We start from the raw sequence: 14,335 nt of genomic DNA on the forward strand, positions 1-14,335 counted from the left end.
TTCCTTAAATGTAATTCTCAAGTTCAATCTATCTAGTAATCGCAACTATCATAACATGATTGGCTCCGCCAGGCTGGACGCATAACCTTAACAATAGCTTAATTCGTCTGCCAAAACTGTTGTTCAAAGTTAAGCAACCGTTAATGCAGTGTTATACTGGCAGAAATACTGACTAGCTACAATAAAGAGACGATAGGACAACAGCACTGCCGGGAGGAACAACATATGCGAAGCATCAGCAAAATGATGGCTGGTACGACGGTCTTGGCCGTCTTATTATCAGCCTGTGGAGGAGAGAATTCGATGAATAACAGTCCGGAGTCATCAGCATCTGCCAGCCCCACAGAGGAGGCAGCACAAGTTACGCCTTCCGCATCCCCTGAAACCAGCAAAAGCGGACAACTGCCCGTACAGCCGGAGAATTTGGCCGGGGCCCTGTTAAGCGGCAATTTCAGCGGGATTTATGAGCGGTTCAGCCCTGAATTCAAGCAGCAAATCAGTGAAGAGGAGGTCAAAGAGATGGGTTCGGCGTTTATTCAAGGGGTCACTGCCTTTGAGCCTTCCACTGTGATGCGGCTGAATGGCACCGAACACCGGATATGGACAAGCGATGATGGCCATAAGGGGATTATTGCTGTTTTTGATGAAGCGGGCATCATTCATGGCCTGAACATCACGGAGCTGACCACCTATCCCGAGACGGATAAGTTATTGACCCGGACTGCCATGACGCTGCCGTTCCAAGGGGATTGGTTTGTATTCTGGGGCGGCAACAACGTGCTGAACAATTATCATTATGAGTACGAAAGCCAGCGCTACGCCTATGATTTCGTGCAGGAAGTGAATGGACTTTCATACGAAGGAGATCCGCTGCGCAATGAGAGCTACCATGCCTTTGGAAAGAATGTCACCGCCCCTGCTGACGGAATCGTCACCGAAGTCATAAATGACATCCCCGATAATACCCCTGTGGGCGTGATGAATGAAAAAGAACCCCCAGGCAATCTGGTCGTGATTGACCACGGCGGAGAATACAGCTTTTTGGCCCATCTGAAGCAAGGTTCGGTAACCGTAAAAAAAGGCGATTCGGTCAAAACGGGCGATATCATCGGGAAGCTTGGTAATTCCGGCAACTCCAGCGAGCCGCATCTGCATTACCAGGTATCGAACGGAGCCGACCTGTTCGGCTCCCGGTCCCTCCATATCCGGTGGAAGGACAATCTTAATCCGCTGAAGGGCCAGACTGTAACCGGCAAGACCGCTGCAAACCGCTAACAGCTCAAGAAAAGAAGAATGAACATGATAGGATACGCCTGAGGCAAGCGCCTTAATCTGCATAGTATGAACTGGACCCTGCTGATGGCAGGGTTCTTTTTCCTTTTCGAAAGCTTGCCGCTAGTGCTCTTCCGTCTTCTCCATAAACAGCAGCTTTGACTCACCAGCCGATTCATAGGCCTCCAATATGGAATCCAGCAGGCCCGGGAAACGCTCGTCCAGGTCATCAGAGCGCAGCGACAGCAGGCGCTGTGTTCCCTGGGCACGGGTATGGACGACTCCCGCCTCGCGCAGCGTGCGGGCATGATGCGACATGGTCGATTTGGCGATAGGGACATTGAAGCTGTTGCAGGCCTGTTCACCATGCTTGCGGATTTCCGAAACAACATATAATCGAAGAGGATCGCTGAGCGCATACAATACGGAAGCCAGTTGAATGTCTTTACGGTCTGGATGATACAGTATCTTCATAGATAAATATCCCCTTTGTGGTGCAGATGGGTGCAAAATATTTTAAAATCCCTAATTGCATTTTACCTTACTGCATGCTATATTTCAATTGTTCGTAAGTAATCGAACTATCAAACAATAAAGGAGTGGCCCTCTCATGAGCTCAAGCTCTACATATCCACCTGCAGTGGACAGCTCAGCCCCTTCGGTGGAAGCCACTCTTCCACGGGAAGGGCTGCTGACCGTTCTGTTCAGTGTCGCCATTGTACTCGTTATAATGAATACCGCTATGTTCAACCTGGCATTGCCCGATGTGACTGAAACATTCGGCATCTCGGCTGCATCAGCTTCCTGGATCGTAACCGGGTATTCGATCATGTTCTCCATCGCCTCCATCACATTCAGCCGGCTCTCCGACTTCCTGCCGATTCGCAGGCTGCTTACTATAGGTCTGCTGACGCTTGGCCTGGCGGCGATTGCCGGCTTCTTCAGTTCGAATTTCGTATTTCTGCTGATTGTACGTATTGCGCAGGCCTCCGGTGCAGGCGCGGTGATGTCCCTGTCACTCGTGCTGTTCACCCGCTATGTCCCGCTGGCCCGCCGCGGCAAAGCAATGGCGACCATCATGTCTGCGGTTTCGCTTGGCCTGGGTCTCGGTCCGGTGGCCGGCGGAAGTATCGTCGAATATCTCGGCTGGCACTGGCTGTTCGCCGTTACGGCCGCCATCCTGCTTCTGGTGCCGCTGTTTCTGGTGCTGTTGCCCAGAGAAGTGCCCCGCCGCGGTTCATTCGACGCGCTCGGCGGACTGTTTCTCGGCATCGGAACGACCGGCCTTCTGCTGTTTCTGACCGGCGGATACTGGATTGCGCTGATCGCCGGAGTGGCCTCCCTTGCCCTGTTCATCCGCCGCATTGGCAGCACTCCCGATCCGTTCGTAATGCCTGCACTGTTCCGTGACCGCTCTTATCTGGTCCTGTCACTGGTCGGAATCGCTTCTTATTTATGCAGCTTTGCCACCTTGTTTCTGCTGCCGCAGATTCTGACCCACCGCTTCGGCTTCAGTGCAAGCCACGCCGGGCTGGTTATCTTTCCGGGCTCACTGCTGGCGATTATCGTCTCCCGGGGGGTAGGGCGGATTATTGACCGGTATGGCAATGGGGGCATTCTGCGATATGCACCGCTTCTTGTGCTAACCGCCACCGTCCTGTTTGCTTTGCTCGCCGCGCACTCCTGGATTGCGGTTATGTTGACCTATATGATCATGAGCCTGTCCTTTACGGCGTTGTCCAGCAGTGTATCCAATGAAATCTCGCGGATTCTCCCTTCTGCCCAGATCGGCTCCGGTATGGGATTGTTCCAGCTGCTTCAGTTCTTCAGCGGGGCATTCAGCGTAGCTCTGGCAGCCAGCGCCTTGGAGTGGCAGCGTGGATTATCGCTTTCGTCGGCTTACTCCAATATCTACTGGGGACTTTCACTGGCGGCAGGAATTGCTATTCTTTCAGCCTTTATGTACCGCCGTAGCAGCCGGACCGGCGAACTGGCGGATGCTTAATTCCCTATGTTTCCACAAAAAAGGGGCTGTCCCAAAAGCCATGAAATGGCTGCTTGGGATAGCCCTCTGTTTTTAAGTAGGATTACCGTGAGCACTTGGGTGTACGCTCCGCGAACGCAACGTTGTTCCAATCGCTGTGCTCTCCAGATTTTTTTCATTCCCCTTAGCGGTGAAAATCCGGAGACCAAGGCGACCGCTACCGCTTTTCCACAATCATTTCGTTCTCTCCGCTGTTTATTGGAAATGTACTGCAATACTTATAAATACGCAAAAAGAAACCACTCTTTATGGATCTGGAAGAAGATATTTCAGACAACCACCTCGTTCGGGTCGTTAACGCCGCTGTGAATCGGCTGGACGTAAGGCGGTCCTGCCAAATCTCCTCTGAACATACGGTTTTAAGCATGATCCGCAGCAGCCGGCCGTTTCCTTTGTCTCCATTTACCTACTACAAGCAAGAGTAAGGGCAAGCCGAGCATATTCACCGGCATCGCAAACGGCACCCAGTAACGCTGCAAATAATTTGAAGTCGCCTCCGTTACATCTTGGGGAATTAACGCAAATACAAACATAACCGGGGCAATGAACCAAATCAGGTTCCTCCAGTTGCGGACATGCAAAAATTGGGCGGTGCCATAGCTCATCAGGAAGAGCATCACAGCAAATTTGACGAATACGCTGGCGAGCCATATGACGACCGGAATCGCATCGAAATTATCAATAAAGCCGAACAGTGATATTTTTTTGGTCATTTCGAAAAAAGGGTACCACATGTTAGAGGAAAGATTGACCCCTAAAGTGAAGATCACCATCAGCGTTGTTATCAGTACAAAGAAAACCGAGGTCAAGACGGCCCCGAACGTGTACAACGCCCCCTTGCGCGGCTGGGTCAAAAATGCGGCAAACATAAGGTATTCAACAGAATGACCGAGGTAGGAGGCTGGTGCCAGCGCTCCACCCAGTATTCCCGTCATTCCGCTATCCGCATAGACCGGGAGGATGCTCCTCCAGTGGATATTGTTGGCGCTAGCGATCAGGACAAGGCCAATCATGAGCAAGATGATCGGCCCCAGAACCTCGCCGCAGCGGGCAATGCCTTCAATTCCGCCTGCGTAGGTTGCATAGACAATCACGAAGATCATCAGAAGCATGACCGCTTCTTTCGGTGTCCCGTGAAGCAGCATGACTTGGACCAAATCGGAGAATTGGCGGAGAATTATCGGGGTAATCGTATACCATTGAACCAAATAAATTACGATTACAGCTTTGCCGATCCATTTCCCAAGAATCAAATGACTGTATTCAAAAAACGTCTGCCCAGGGTATAGCTTCGCGGCTTGCGTCGCCAAGAGTGCGATCAGCGAAGCTATACCTCCGGCAACGATAACGGAAATCCACGCATCCTGTTTTGCCTGTAGGCTTGGGGTGACCGTCATGACCAATGTCATCCCGAGATCCATGATAAGGATGATCCAGAAAACCTGTATACCCGTCAATTTCATCTTCATCGCAAAGAGCCCTCTTCCGGTTGATAGTCAGTCCGTTTTTTCTTTATGCGCGGGGGAGTGCGTTTTGCCCGTTCGTTCAATCTTGATGTGGGCATCGACAGTCACGGGAACCTCAGGAAAAATATCAAACCATTCATCCTTCATTTTTTTCCAGGCATACGGATACTCGATGTGGACATCCTCTCCGATGCCGAGGATATCCGACTGGAGCACTTTTTGCACATGCGTTAACATGCTCTCTGCCTCGCTTTGAATTTGCTTCGACAACAAGGTTTCGACACGTTTCATATGATTCACTTTGCTCAGGTCCAGCTTCGAATCGTTATCGATCTCCCGGACGGTGGCATGTAACGAGACCTTTACTTCGGGGAGGTCATTCTGGATTACCAAGTGCATTTTCATGCCGCTTTGCAGCAGTTCAACACCTACGGTCCCTCCGTATTGTTCGTTCTCAGGTTCCACTTGCACAGTAAACCTCAAATGGTGTCCCCCCCCTGTCCACCAGCGCAATAGTTTTAATTCGTCGGATGACAAGTATCCGGATAGTTGATTTCTATGGTAAACTGCAGCCCGGTCAATCGTGAACGTTTCCTTATCAGTACCTTTATGAATGACCCTTATGGCAGCGGTAACCGGTGATCTGTCTTGTGAGGACAGAGCATTCAAGAATTCGTCGATTTTGACAGGAAAGCTTAATTTGCTGGATTGAATTTTGTTGATACCGATACCCGGAATGAGTTCAAGCTGATAGGGGGTGTTCAAAATTTCTTTGGCTGTCTCTCCATAAGTTGTTAGCACATAACTATTGGAGCGGCTCTCAGGAAATCTGGTAAATGTATCCACTACCTGATTGATACCATGCCGGGCGAATTGTTCTCCGAAAATGATGACGCCTCTATGCCCAAAATAGATGGCACGAGACAATTGCTGCTGCAGTTTCCCTGTCACTTCCGATGAGTTCTTCCCGCTGGCCGAGATGACGATGACTGATTTCTTGCCGCTCCCCCCGGACTGTACGGCACTGGGGATTCCCGTTGGAAGGGCGATCTGAAGGGTTATTTCGAGCTGTCCGTCATCTGTAAGATCAATTCCGCTTGCCATAACCAAAGCGAGATCGTCCATTTCATTGCGGTCCCAGCAGCCGGTCATCAATCCGAGAATAACGAAAATAACCAGGAACCTGAATGTCTGGAGTATTCTGGTCATTTGCTCCTTTCACTCCATTCTTCGCTGTGTTTGCTTTTGACGCCTCCGCATTACCCGCCATGGGGCACGGATCAAAGTATCCGTTAGTCCTGTGGGGTTAAACGGTGCAATTGGTGTCATATAGGGAACACCGAAGGATTTCAGGGTTACCAGATGGATCAAGACGCAAATCAAGCCAATCCCAACTCCATACAGACCGAAGCTTGCAGCGAGAAGCATAAGCGGAAACCGTATAATACTGATCGCCTGGCTCATGCCCGGGTTCGGGATGAGAAAGGAAGCAATACCTGTAACGGATACGACGATGATCTGGGGAGCGGAAATAATACCTGCCTGAACGGCAGCCTGTCCAATGACAAGTGCGCCCACAATGCTGATCGTCTGGCCTACTGGACGGGGAAGGCGGATTCCTGCTTCGCGCAGCGCCTCAAAGGTAATTTCCATGATCAATCCTTCCGCTATTGCTGGAAAGGGGACAACTTCCCGCGCCGCTGCAAGGCTGAGGGCCAAGCTTGTCGGGATCATTTCCTGATGGAAGGTCGTGATCGCAATAAATATGGCAGGGAGCGCCATCGCTAAAAAGGCAAATAGATATCTGAGCCATCGTAGCATCGTAACGTATATGAAATTAGTATAATAGTCCTCGGCTGTCTGAAAACCAAACCAGAATGTGATCGGGAGAACGAGCACATTCGGCGAACCGTCAATCAGGACCGCAATTTTACCTTCGATCAGGGAACCTGAAACCAAATCGGGCCGTTGAGTTGCCTGCATCAGGGGAAAGGGTGAATAGGGATAGTCGCTAATCAATTCCTCAATATAACCGGATTCCAGCACACTGTCCATATCAATGCTGGATATCCGTTTTTTCACCTCTTCAACTACGCTTTGTTCTGCTAGATTTTCAATGTACACAATTATCACGTCAGTCTGGGAAAGCCTTCCTGCACAGAGCTTCTCCGTCTTTAGCCGGGGCGTCCGGAGCCGATGGCGAATGAGGGCAAGGTTGATGTCGAGTTTCTCGATAAAACCGTATCGCGGACCGCGAATGACTGCCTCCGTTGCCGGTTCCTCAAGCTGACGATGCAGCTTGTCTTTGAGCCCAAAGGAGAACGCCTCCGTGGAGGATTGGGTGAATAGAACGACTTCTCCCCTAACGATGCTTTGAACGACTTCATTCATATTGGTAGCGATACGGGGTTGTACGATGGAAGCCAATTTGAAGTTCAGTATTTCATAGATGTGGGAGGAGCTGCTGCTGGACGCTGCTTCGGGCTGCATCAAAGGCTCCAAGAAACCGTCATCCCAAAGTTGATCGTCAACTAATACATCCAGATAAACGACCATACCCGGAATGGAGCCAAACATATGAAGTTTGCGCACGACTAGATCGGAGCAATTGGCAAACAATTGAGCGAGGGCCGTTTCATTGTCATCCAGTTCGCTGGAAATCTTCAACTCAATTGTTTTATCTAATTCTTTCAGTTTGTTTCCGAAAGGATCAGTTACTCTTTTTTTCGTTTTCATATGCTCCTCCTATCAAAACATAATCTTCCCCATCCATTATTGGATTATTCGGAATAAAATACCATGAGTTAGAGGCAAGTGGAAACGGTTATGCCGTCCTTAAAAAGGAGCATATGCTTCCGAAGCAGCGATACAGAAATAAATTATTGAATTTCGAAAAAGGGGCTATCCCCTTATGCTTTTTCCAAAGCATTTGAGATAGTCCCTTGGTGGGGCTCCATTGAGGTATATTTTCCCTGCCGCCGTGCATACTTCATGCATAACAAAAGAATGCATATGGAAGGGGTGCAAGAAAAATGAAAGTGCTCGGAAAAGCAGCCGCCTTTTTGCTTATTATCGCTTTATCAGGAGCCGTCCTGTATTATGCCACCGCAATGGGTGGTTAGCTGAAATACTTAGTGACAATCTTCTCTGCCGTCCGGGTAGCCAGCGCTTGTGTCGTGAGAGTAGGGTTAGGGCCGCCGATGCCATTGAAATGCACACTGTTGTCGGCTATGAACAGGCGCCTCACTTGATAAGCCTCACAGTTCGTATCGGTGACATATCCCATTCGCATCGTGCATTCGAGATGGATCATGGAGCCAAAGGGGGTATCTGAACGGATAATCTTTCTGGCACCGGCTTGCTTCAGCGTTTCCGAAGCGTATCTCGCCAGTTGATCCCTCCTCTTCAGTGTCTTCAGGCTAGGAGTATAATGCATGATCGGAATCGGACCGTTCTCGTCTTTCAGGAGTGGATTGACCAGATTCAGGCGGTCGTGAAGTACGGCAGCTACCACAGAGAAAAGAGCAGAGCCTGGAAAGAAAATGTCGGAAAGATTGAGAACTGGACGTACGACGAGGCCGAAGACAGGTGGACCTGCCCTGCCGGACACATGCTACATTTTCGTAGAGAAAGCAAGGAACTCTTAGAGAGTGGATATGAAATTCGGAAACGTCATTACCGAAGCTAGAACTGTGAAGGCTGTCCGCTGAAGGAACGCGGCATGAAGGCAGCAGGAAATCGGGAAGTCATTGTTAGTCTAGAACGGCTGCGTTACCAGAAACAGGCTCGGGAACTCCTGCGAAGCGAGGAAGGCTACGCCCTGGCCGTACGTTGAATGACAGAGCCGGAAAGTGTGTTTGGATAACTGAAAAATAACCGGGGCTTCCGCCGATTTCTGCTTCGCGGCATGAATAAAGTGACGCTTGAGGTCGGCTGGCTTTCCCTTGCTCATAATCTATTGAAGCAAGCTGCAATTGATCAAAAACAAAGAGCAGCCATTCTCCAGTGATGGGAGAATGGCTGTTCTTGTTGACCTTTTGTGGTTTTGAAAATGAGAAAGGGCTGTCTCTACTTGATATGCTCCCCATATAGTAGACAGGTGAAATAATAAAAACCTGTTACTGTATGGGGAGTATTTTTATGGAACAAAAGAAGTTTACAGCATTTGAAAAATTAACGATTCTCCAAGAGGTTGAATGCGGCCAGATCGGGCTCAAGGCTGCAGCTCGAAAGTACGGATTATCTAAAACATCTCTAGTGAAGTGGCGACGACGTTATCAATTGTACGGTTTTGAGGGGCTGGAAGTCCGGTCCTGCAACCGAAAATATACTGTGGAAATTAAGCGCCAGGCCGTTAAAGATTATATGGAGGGGGCATTGTCGCAATATCAAATCATCGACAAGTATAAGATCGCAAGTCGAACCCAACTCGCCAACTGGATTAAGAAGTATAATGGTCATAGCAGCAGCTTAACAGCTAATTCAGGAGGAACTAGAGCTATGACCAAAGGACGCGTAACCACTTGGCAGGAACGGATGGATATCGTGCTGTACTGCCTGTCGAATGGACAAGACTACACAAAGGCAGCAAACCATTTCCAGGTTTCTTACCAACAAATATATAGCTGGGTGAAGAAGTACGAAATAGGGGGCGAAGAGGCATTACGAGACGGCAGAGGACGTACCAAAGCACCTGAAGAGCTCACAGAAGCAGATCGCCACAAACTCGCGATGCAAAAGCTGGAATATGAGAATGCGCGGCTGCGTGCAGAGAATGCTTTTCTAAAAAAGTTAGAGGAACTCGAAAGGAGGAGACGCTAAGTCACGTTCGTCAGGAGAACATCTACCTGGCTATTCAGGCCATTCAGCAAGAGGAGTCTTGCTCTATTCAGCTTTTGTGTAACATCGCAGGGATCTCACGGTCAAGCTACTACAAATGGTTGAATCGTGAACCCAGTTCCCGGGAGACCGACAACGTGAAGCTTACACAGGCCATGCTTCTCCTGTATGAGAAGGTGGAACGAATCTTTGGGTATCGTCAATTGACCCTGCATTTGCGCAGACAAATGGGTAGAGTCATTAACGCGAAGCGAGTGTACCGTCTCATGAGGCTCCAAGGCATCCAGTCCGTCATCCGCAGAAAGAGGAAGAAGTACGTAGGCTCTGCGCCTCAGCAGGTTGCAGAGAACGTACTGAACCGTAAATTCGAGGCGGAAATGCCAAACCAAAAGTGGGTAACCGATGTAACGGAATTTAAATATGGTAACGGGCGGAAGGCGTATTTAAGTGCAATAAAAGATCTGCATGACAAGTCCATTGTTGCTTACGTTCTGGGTCATTCTAATAATAATTCGCTGGTTTTTAAGACGCTGGAGTTGGCTTTGCAGGCAGCACCAGAGACCCACCCCTTACTTCATAGCGACCGTGGTTTCCAGTATACCTCTCTGCACTTTAAGCAGATGCTGGACGAGGCAGAACTAACGCAGAGCATGTCCCGGGTGGGCTGCTGCATTGATAACGGACCCATGGAATCCTTCTGGGGGACACTGAAATGTGAGAAGTATTACTTGCATACCTACCGGACCTTTGAAGAGCTCCAAAAAGACATTGATAATTACATACATTTTTACAATTACGAACGGTTACAGGCAAAACTAAACGGCCTCAGTCCCAATGAATTCAGGACTAAGGCCGCTTAAGGATCTTTTATTATTTACGCTGTCTACTTGACGGGGTGCAGTTCAACTAGTAGAAAAACTACTTTTTGGGACAGCCCCTTTCTACTCTTGCCTGATTACTTATTGAAGGTCCCTAGACCACCAAATACTCCGCATTTTTCTCGCATTCCGCACATTTCGCCGGCGGGTCCCAGTCCGAGAACTCGGTTTCCTTCAGATCCACAATATCCGGTGCATCCTCGTACTCGTCCACAAACTTGTCGATGGCCAGCTCCACATGTTCCTTACACACTACGTACATTCAATCAAGCATCCCTTTCTGTGCCGCTGCGGCGTATACTCCTTCTATTGTTCTACCACACTTCCCGGCAAAAAGGAACTACCCGCCCCAAACTGCAGGATATCCTCTGCAATGAGAGCCAGCGCATCCCGCCAGAACTCCAGCGAATGCACATCAATGTCCATCAGTTCCGCGGCATCCGCAATGGTTGTTCTGCTGCTGGCTGCCAGGAAGGATTGATACTGGTTTACACAATCCCCGCCCCGCTTCTTATACTGTGCATATAGTCCTTTGGAGAACAGCAGCCCGAACGAATAAGGGAAATTCAGAAACTCGTTGCCTGTCATATAATATCCGGCTTTGCTGATCCACTGGTATGGATGAATCGACTCCGGAGCGACACTGTCACCATAAGCGGCAGTCATTGCCTCCAGCATCAGACTGTTAAGCTCCTCAACAGTTAACGCTCCTGATTTCCTTCTATTATACAGCCGGCTTTCGAACAGGTAGCGGGCGTAGAAATCAACAATGTAATAACCGGCATCGGAGAGGCTTCGTTCCAAGATAACTAAGACTTCCCCCTCCGGGGCGGACTGAAGCAGCTTCTGATTAATCAGACTCTCGCAAAAGATCGATGCCGTCTCAGCAATCGGTATCGGATAATCGGTATTGACCATCGTCTCCCCGGCGAGGCAGCTGCTGTGATATGCATGCCCAATCTCATGCGCCAGCACGCTGACATCCATATAGCTTCCCGTAAAGCTCGTCATAATCCGGCTCTCTCCGATCGGATAGATATCCACGCATAGGCCGAAATTCCCCTTCCCCGCTCTTGGCTCAGCATCAATCCAGCGGCGGTCGAATACTTTGCGGGCAAACTCTCCCAGTTCTGCACTGAACGTGCTGAATCCGGCTACGATAAGCTCCTGCGCCTGCGGATAGGTAATTCTGGCAGAAGACTCCCCGCCAACCGGAGCAAAGATATCATAGAATGGCAGCGGCCCCGTATGTCCCAGGAGCTTTGCTTTTTGGAGATAGTACTGCCCGAAGACCGGCAGGCTTTCCTCTATAGCCTGAAGCATGACTTCAAGCGTCTCTTGATCCATGCGCGAAGCTGCCAGCACCTTATGCAGCGGCGAAGCATACCCTCTCAGCTCATAGACTGCTGCCGCTTCTCCGCACACGGCATTGAGGCAGGCCGCACTCTGTTCCGCCACGCTCCGGCAAGCCTCGGCCTCAGCTTCATACGCCGCTTTTCTAACCCGTGGATCACTGTCATAGACCAGATTTCGCAGTTCCGGTAGAGCCAGACTACGAATCGCACCTTCCATTTCCACATCCGCGCGCAATGTAGACAAGGTTCTCATGTACAGTCTTTCCCAAGCTTTGGCACCGGTATTCTGCATCCGGGCAATGACCGTCTCAGCCTCTTCACTGAGCAAATACTGTGACTGCTTCTGAAGCTGGCGCAGATAAAAGGCGTGTCCAGCAAGATAATCGCTAGATTGTATGATGTTCTCCAGATCCTCCGCGCTCACTTGGGCCAGCCATTTGCTGAAGCTCACCAACGCTTCGCCCGCACCGGCTGCGGTATCCTCCAGTTCATCCATGCTGTTCACTGCTTCTGTATTACCGCTGTCACTGCTGAAGACCAGCTCCGCATAACTGAACAGGCAGAGATATACTCTTTTAAACGCGTTGTAACGCTCCAGGAACTCTTCCGTTTGTTTGGCCGCATTATCGTTATCCTTTAAATGAAGAGCCGCCCATGCCTTGAGGCCGTTGGCAAGGGTCTCCGCAAGTTTAAGGTCCTCTTGAAATTGATCTGACTGGAATGAGGGGTACAGGCTCTCCAGGTCCCATGTTAAGTCCATCTGCATTTATCTCCTTATCATAGACGCAGCTGAAGCTATACGTATCCCGGCAACCAGCCATAAATACATATAGCAGGCTGCGTATAGTTGAATGTATTTTCAGAACTCTCTAACCTGCGGTTGCAACTCACATGCTTCCACCTCTTCCGATGTTTTGCAAGAAATTCATTCAAGTATATCACGCTTCTTCATGGTGAAATATGCGATAAATAACTCGATATATCCCACTACCAGCGGTTCGCGGAAAGGAAGATGGCCGATCTTTACTAAGATATTCACTAAGATCATCAGGAAATATCAGGGTTAATGCGTTATGATAAGCTTAATTCTATTTATTCGCGCAAAGGAGTACCTATCATGATCAATGAATCCATAACCGAGGGTGTCATTCGTACCCGTACGAAACTCCGCAAAGATCTGCTAATCTCCATTTTTGATGAATTCGACGGTACCATTATGGGCCTGACTCCCGCGAAGCGGGCAGAAAAGTACCTAAAGATGTCGCTTAGCCCTTTTTCATTCTACCGGGGCAGCTCTTATCTGTTCTATTTTGACGCCACAAGACAGTACTTTCCCTACCACACTTCGGTGGAGCGCCCGACCTGGATTCAAGGGGACCTGCATTTCGAGAATTTCGGGGCTTTCCGCAGCGAAGATGGCTCTATTGTATATGACGTCAATGATTTCGATGAGGGTTATGTCGGCTCCTATCTGTACGATGTACTGCGTATGGCAGGCAGTATTGCGCTTGTCGGACGGCAGCTGGGATACGGGGAGGCAGAGCAGCTTAACGTAATCGAAGGTTTTGTGCAGGCCTATTCCAGAGGAATCCGCCGGTTCAGTCAAGGCAAGGACAACCCCGGAAACTTCGTTATGAATGAGAACCGGGCCAAAGGGCCGGTGAAGAAGCTGCTCCGCAAGCTGGAGAAACGCCGCCAGGGTCATTTTCTGGAAAAGGTCACGTCCCAAATGCAGAGCGGCAGAGTATTTCTGGAGAACTCCGAGCTGGCTGTCCCTGAGGTAGCGGAGCAAGCGTTGCTGGAGAAGGCCTGGAGTTTCTATATGCAGACCATTGTTGCCCGCAGCTGGAATGACGATCATTACCGGATGAAGGACATTGCTATCAAACATGGCTCGGGCACTGCATCCATCGGGCTGGACCGTTACTATATATTGATCGAAGGCGGAAGTAGTCAAGAAGATACCGACGATACCATTCTGGAAGTAAAAGAGGTTCGTGTGCCAGTCCCGGCTTATTTCATGCCTTATTCGGAATCTTTCTGGAGCACCTTCGGACATCAAGGGAAACGTGTAGCGGCCACACAGCAGGCGATGCATCACAAAGCTGATCCCTATCTGGGCTTTCTGACGATGGATGGCCGGGATTTTTATGTCCGCGAACGCTCCCCGTATAAAAAAAGCCTGAAGCTCAAAGACATCGCAACTGTAGATGATATGCTCCAGGTTGTTGAAGTCATGGGCAGCCTAACGGCCAAAATGCATGCCAGAGCCGATGCCGATGTGGACCAAGGAATCCTCTTCTACCACAGCGAGAAAGAAATTGCCAAAGCGATGGGCCCGGACCCTGAAGCTTTTGCCCGCTATATTTCCCAATGGGCTTACGGCTATGCCACCCAGGTGGAGAAAGACTTCGTGATGTTTACAGAATGGGTGAAGGAGCGATTCGGAGAGGGAGCAGTAGGTAATTCGTGAACCGCCAA

11 protein-coding genes and 1 pseudogene are annotated in these 14,335 nt (G+C 49.8%); 5 read left to right on the forward strand and 7 right to left on the reverse strand.

Annotation, left to right across the window (positions count from 1 at the left end; genetic code table 11):
* Positions 1-225 precede the first annotated feature (225 nt).
* Positions 226-1,275 carry a peptidoglycan DD-metalloendopeptidase family protein gene (locus NST99_RS33255; protein WP_341097429.1) on the forward strand — a complete coding sequence of 350 codons (1,050 nt, stop codon included), beginning with the start codon at positions 226-228 and terminating at the stop codon, positions 1,273-1,275.
* A gap of 120 nt (positions 1,276-1,395) precedes the next feature.
* Here the strand turns inward: NST99_RS33255 and NST99_RS33260 are convergent, their stop codons facing one another.
* The gene (locus NST99_RS33260) at positions 1,396-1,746 is read right to left on the reverse strand and encodes an ArsR/SmtB family transcription factor (protein WP_341097430.1); all 351 of its coding nucleotides are present in this window, start codon (positions 1,744-1,746) and stop codon (positions 1,396-1,398) included.
* Positions 1,747-1,882: 136 nt separating this feature from the next.
* Here NST99_RS33260 and NST99_RS33265 point away from each other — a divergent pair, with 136 nt between their 5' ends.
* Entirely contained in the window at positions 1,883-3,277 is a 1,395-nt protein-coding gene (locus tag NST99_RS33265; protein ID WP_341097431.1) for an MFS transporter, read from the forward strand.
* A gap of 398 nt (positions 3,278-3,675) precedes the next feature.
* Here NST99_RS33265 and NST99_RS33270 read toward each other — a convergent pair whose 3' ends face one another.
* The 4 genes from NST99_RS33270 to NST99_RS33285 form a co-directional block, all read right to left on the reverse strand.
* On the reverse strand, positions 3,676-4,785 hold the full coding sequence (locus NST99_RS33270) for a GerAB/ArcD/ProY family transporter (RefSeq protein WP_341097432.1): 1,110 nt from the start codon (positions 4,783-4,785) through the stop codon (positions 3,676-3,678).
* 27 nt (positions 4,786-4,812) lie between these two features.
* Complete coding sequence (locus NST99_RS33275; RefSeq protein WP_341097433.1) at positions 4,813-5,991, reverse strand: Ger(x)C family spore germination protein; 1,179 nt, start codon at positions 5,989-5,991, stop codon at positions 4,813-4,815.
* Positions 5,992-6,000: 9 nt separating this feature from the next.
* A complete protein-coding gene (locus tag NST99_RS33280; protein WP_341097434.1) occupies positions 6,001-7,518 on the reverse strand; it encodes a spore germination protein in 1,518 nt (505 codons plus the stop codon).
* Positions 7,519-7,900: 382 nt separating this feature from the next.
* A complete protein-coding gene (locus NST99_RS33285; RefSeq protein WP_445745007.1) occupies positions 7,901-8,218 on the reverse strand; it encodes a GMC oxidoreductase in 318 nt (105 codons plus the stop codon).
* A 39-nt stretch (positions 8,219-8,257) separates the two neighbouring features.
* Here NST99_RS33285 and NST99_RS33830 point away from each other — a divergent pair.
* Positions 8,258-8,791, forward strand: a pseudogene (locus NST99_RS33830) (transposase); the annotation flags it as partial.
* Positions 8,792-8,922: 131 nt separating this feature from the next.
* Positions 8,923-10,481, forward strand: a protein-coding gene (locus tag NST99_RS33300; protein ID WP_341091255.1) for an IS3 family transposase whose coding sequence is annotated in 2 segments (ribosomal slippage) — positions 8,923-9,556 and positions 9,556-10,481 — 1,560 coding nt in all. Because the reading frame shifts where the segments join, the coding sequence is not laid out codon by codon here.
* 112 nt (positions 10,482-10,593) lie between these two features.
* Here the strand turns inward: NST99_RS33300 and NST99_RS33305 are convergent.
* Positions 10,594-10,761, reverse strand: a complete 168-nt coding sequence (locus tag NST99_RS33305; protein ID WP_063829780.1) for a CxxH/CxxC protein — start codon at positions 10,759-10,761, stop codon at positions 10,594-10,596.
* A gap of 44 nt (positions 10,762-10,805) precedes the next feature.
* Positions 10,806-12,614, reverse strand: coding sequence for a M3 family oligoendopeptidase (locus NST99_RS33310; protein ID WP_341097437.1), 1,809 nt, complete (start codon positions 12,612-12,614; stop codon positions 10,806-10,808).
* A 357-nt stretch (positions 12,615-12,971) separates the two neighbouring features.
* Between NST99_RS33310 and NST99_RS33315 the strand changes: the two genes are divergently transcribed.
* The gene (locus NST99_RS33315) at positions 12,972-14,327 is read left to right on the forward strand and encodes a DUF2252 domain-containing protein (protein ID WP_341097438.1); all 1,356 of its coding nucleotides are present in this window, start codon (positions 12,972-12,974) and stop codon (positions 14,325-14,327) included.
* Positions 14,328-14,335: the final 8 nt, after the last annotated feature.

Origin of the sequence: Paenibacillus sp. FSL L8-0470, from assembly GCF_038008625.1 — a bacterium.
Taxonomy (GTDB): Bacteria; Bacillota; Bacilli; order Paenibacillales; family Paenibacillaceae; genus Paenibacillus_AQ.

Coding starts and splice junctions, on each gene's coding strand:
- NST99_RS33265 (WP_341097431.1), top strand. CDS start 1,883: ATGAGCTCAAGCTCTACATATCCACCTGCAGTGGACAGCTCAGCCCCT.
- NST99_RS33285 (WP_445745007.1), bottom strand. CDS start 8,218: ATGCATTATACTCCTAGCCTGAAGACACTGAAGAGGAGGGATCAACTG.
- NST99_RS33260 (WP_341097430.1), bottom strand. CDS start 1,746: ATGAAGATACTGTATCATCCAGACCGTAAAGACATTCAACTGGCTTCC.
- NST99_RS33315 (WP_341097438.1), top strand. CDS start 12,972: ATGATCAATGAATCCATAACCGAGGGTGTCATTCGTACCCGTACGAAA.
- NST99_RS33305 (WP_063829780.1), bottom strand. CDS start 10,761: ATGTACGTAGTGTGTAAGGAACATGTGGAGCTGGCCATCGACAAGTTT.
- NST99_RS33280 (WP_341097434.1), bottom strand. CDS start 7,518: ATGAAAACGAAAAAAAGAGTAACTGATCCTTTCGGAAACAAACTGAAA.
- NST99_RS33275 (WP_341097433.1), bottom strand. CDS start 5,991: ATGACCAGAATACTCCAGACATTCAGGTTCCTGGTTATTTTCGTTATT.
- NST99_RS33255 (WP_341097429.1), top strand. CDS start 226: ATGCGAAGCATCAGCAAAATGATGGCTGGTACGACGGTCTTGGCCGTC.
- NST99_RS33310 (WP_341097437.1), bottom strand. CDS start 12,614: ATGGACTTAACATGGGACCTGGAGAGCCTGTACCCCTCATTCCAGTCA.
- NST99_RS33270 (WP_341097432.1), bottom strand. CDS start 4,785: ATGAAGATGAAATTGACGGGTATACAGGTTTTCTGGATCATCCTTATC.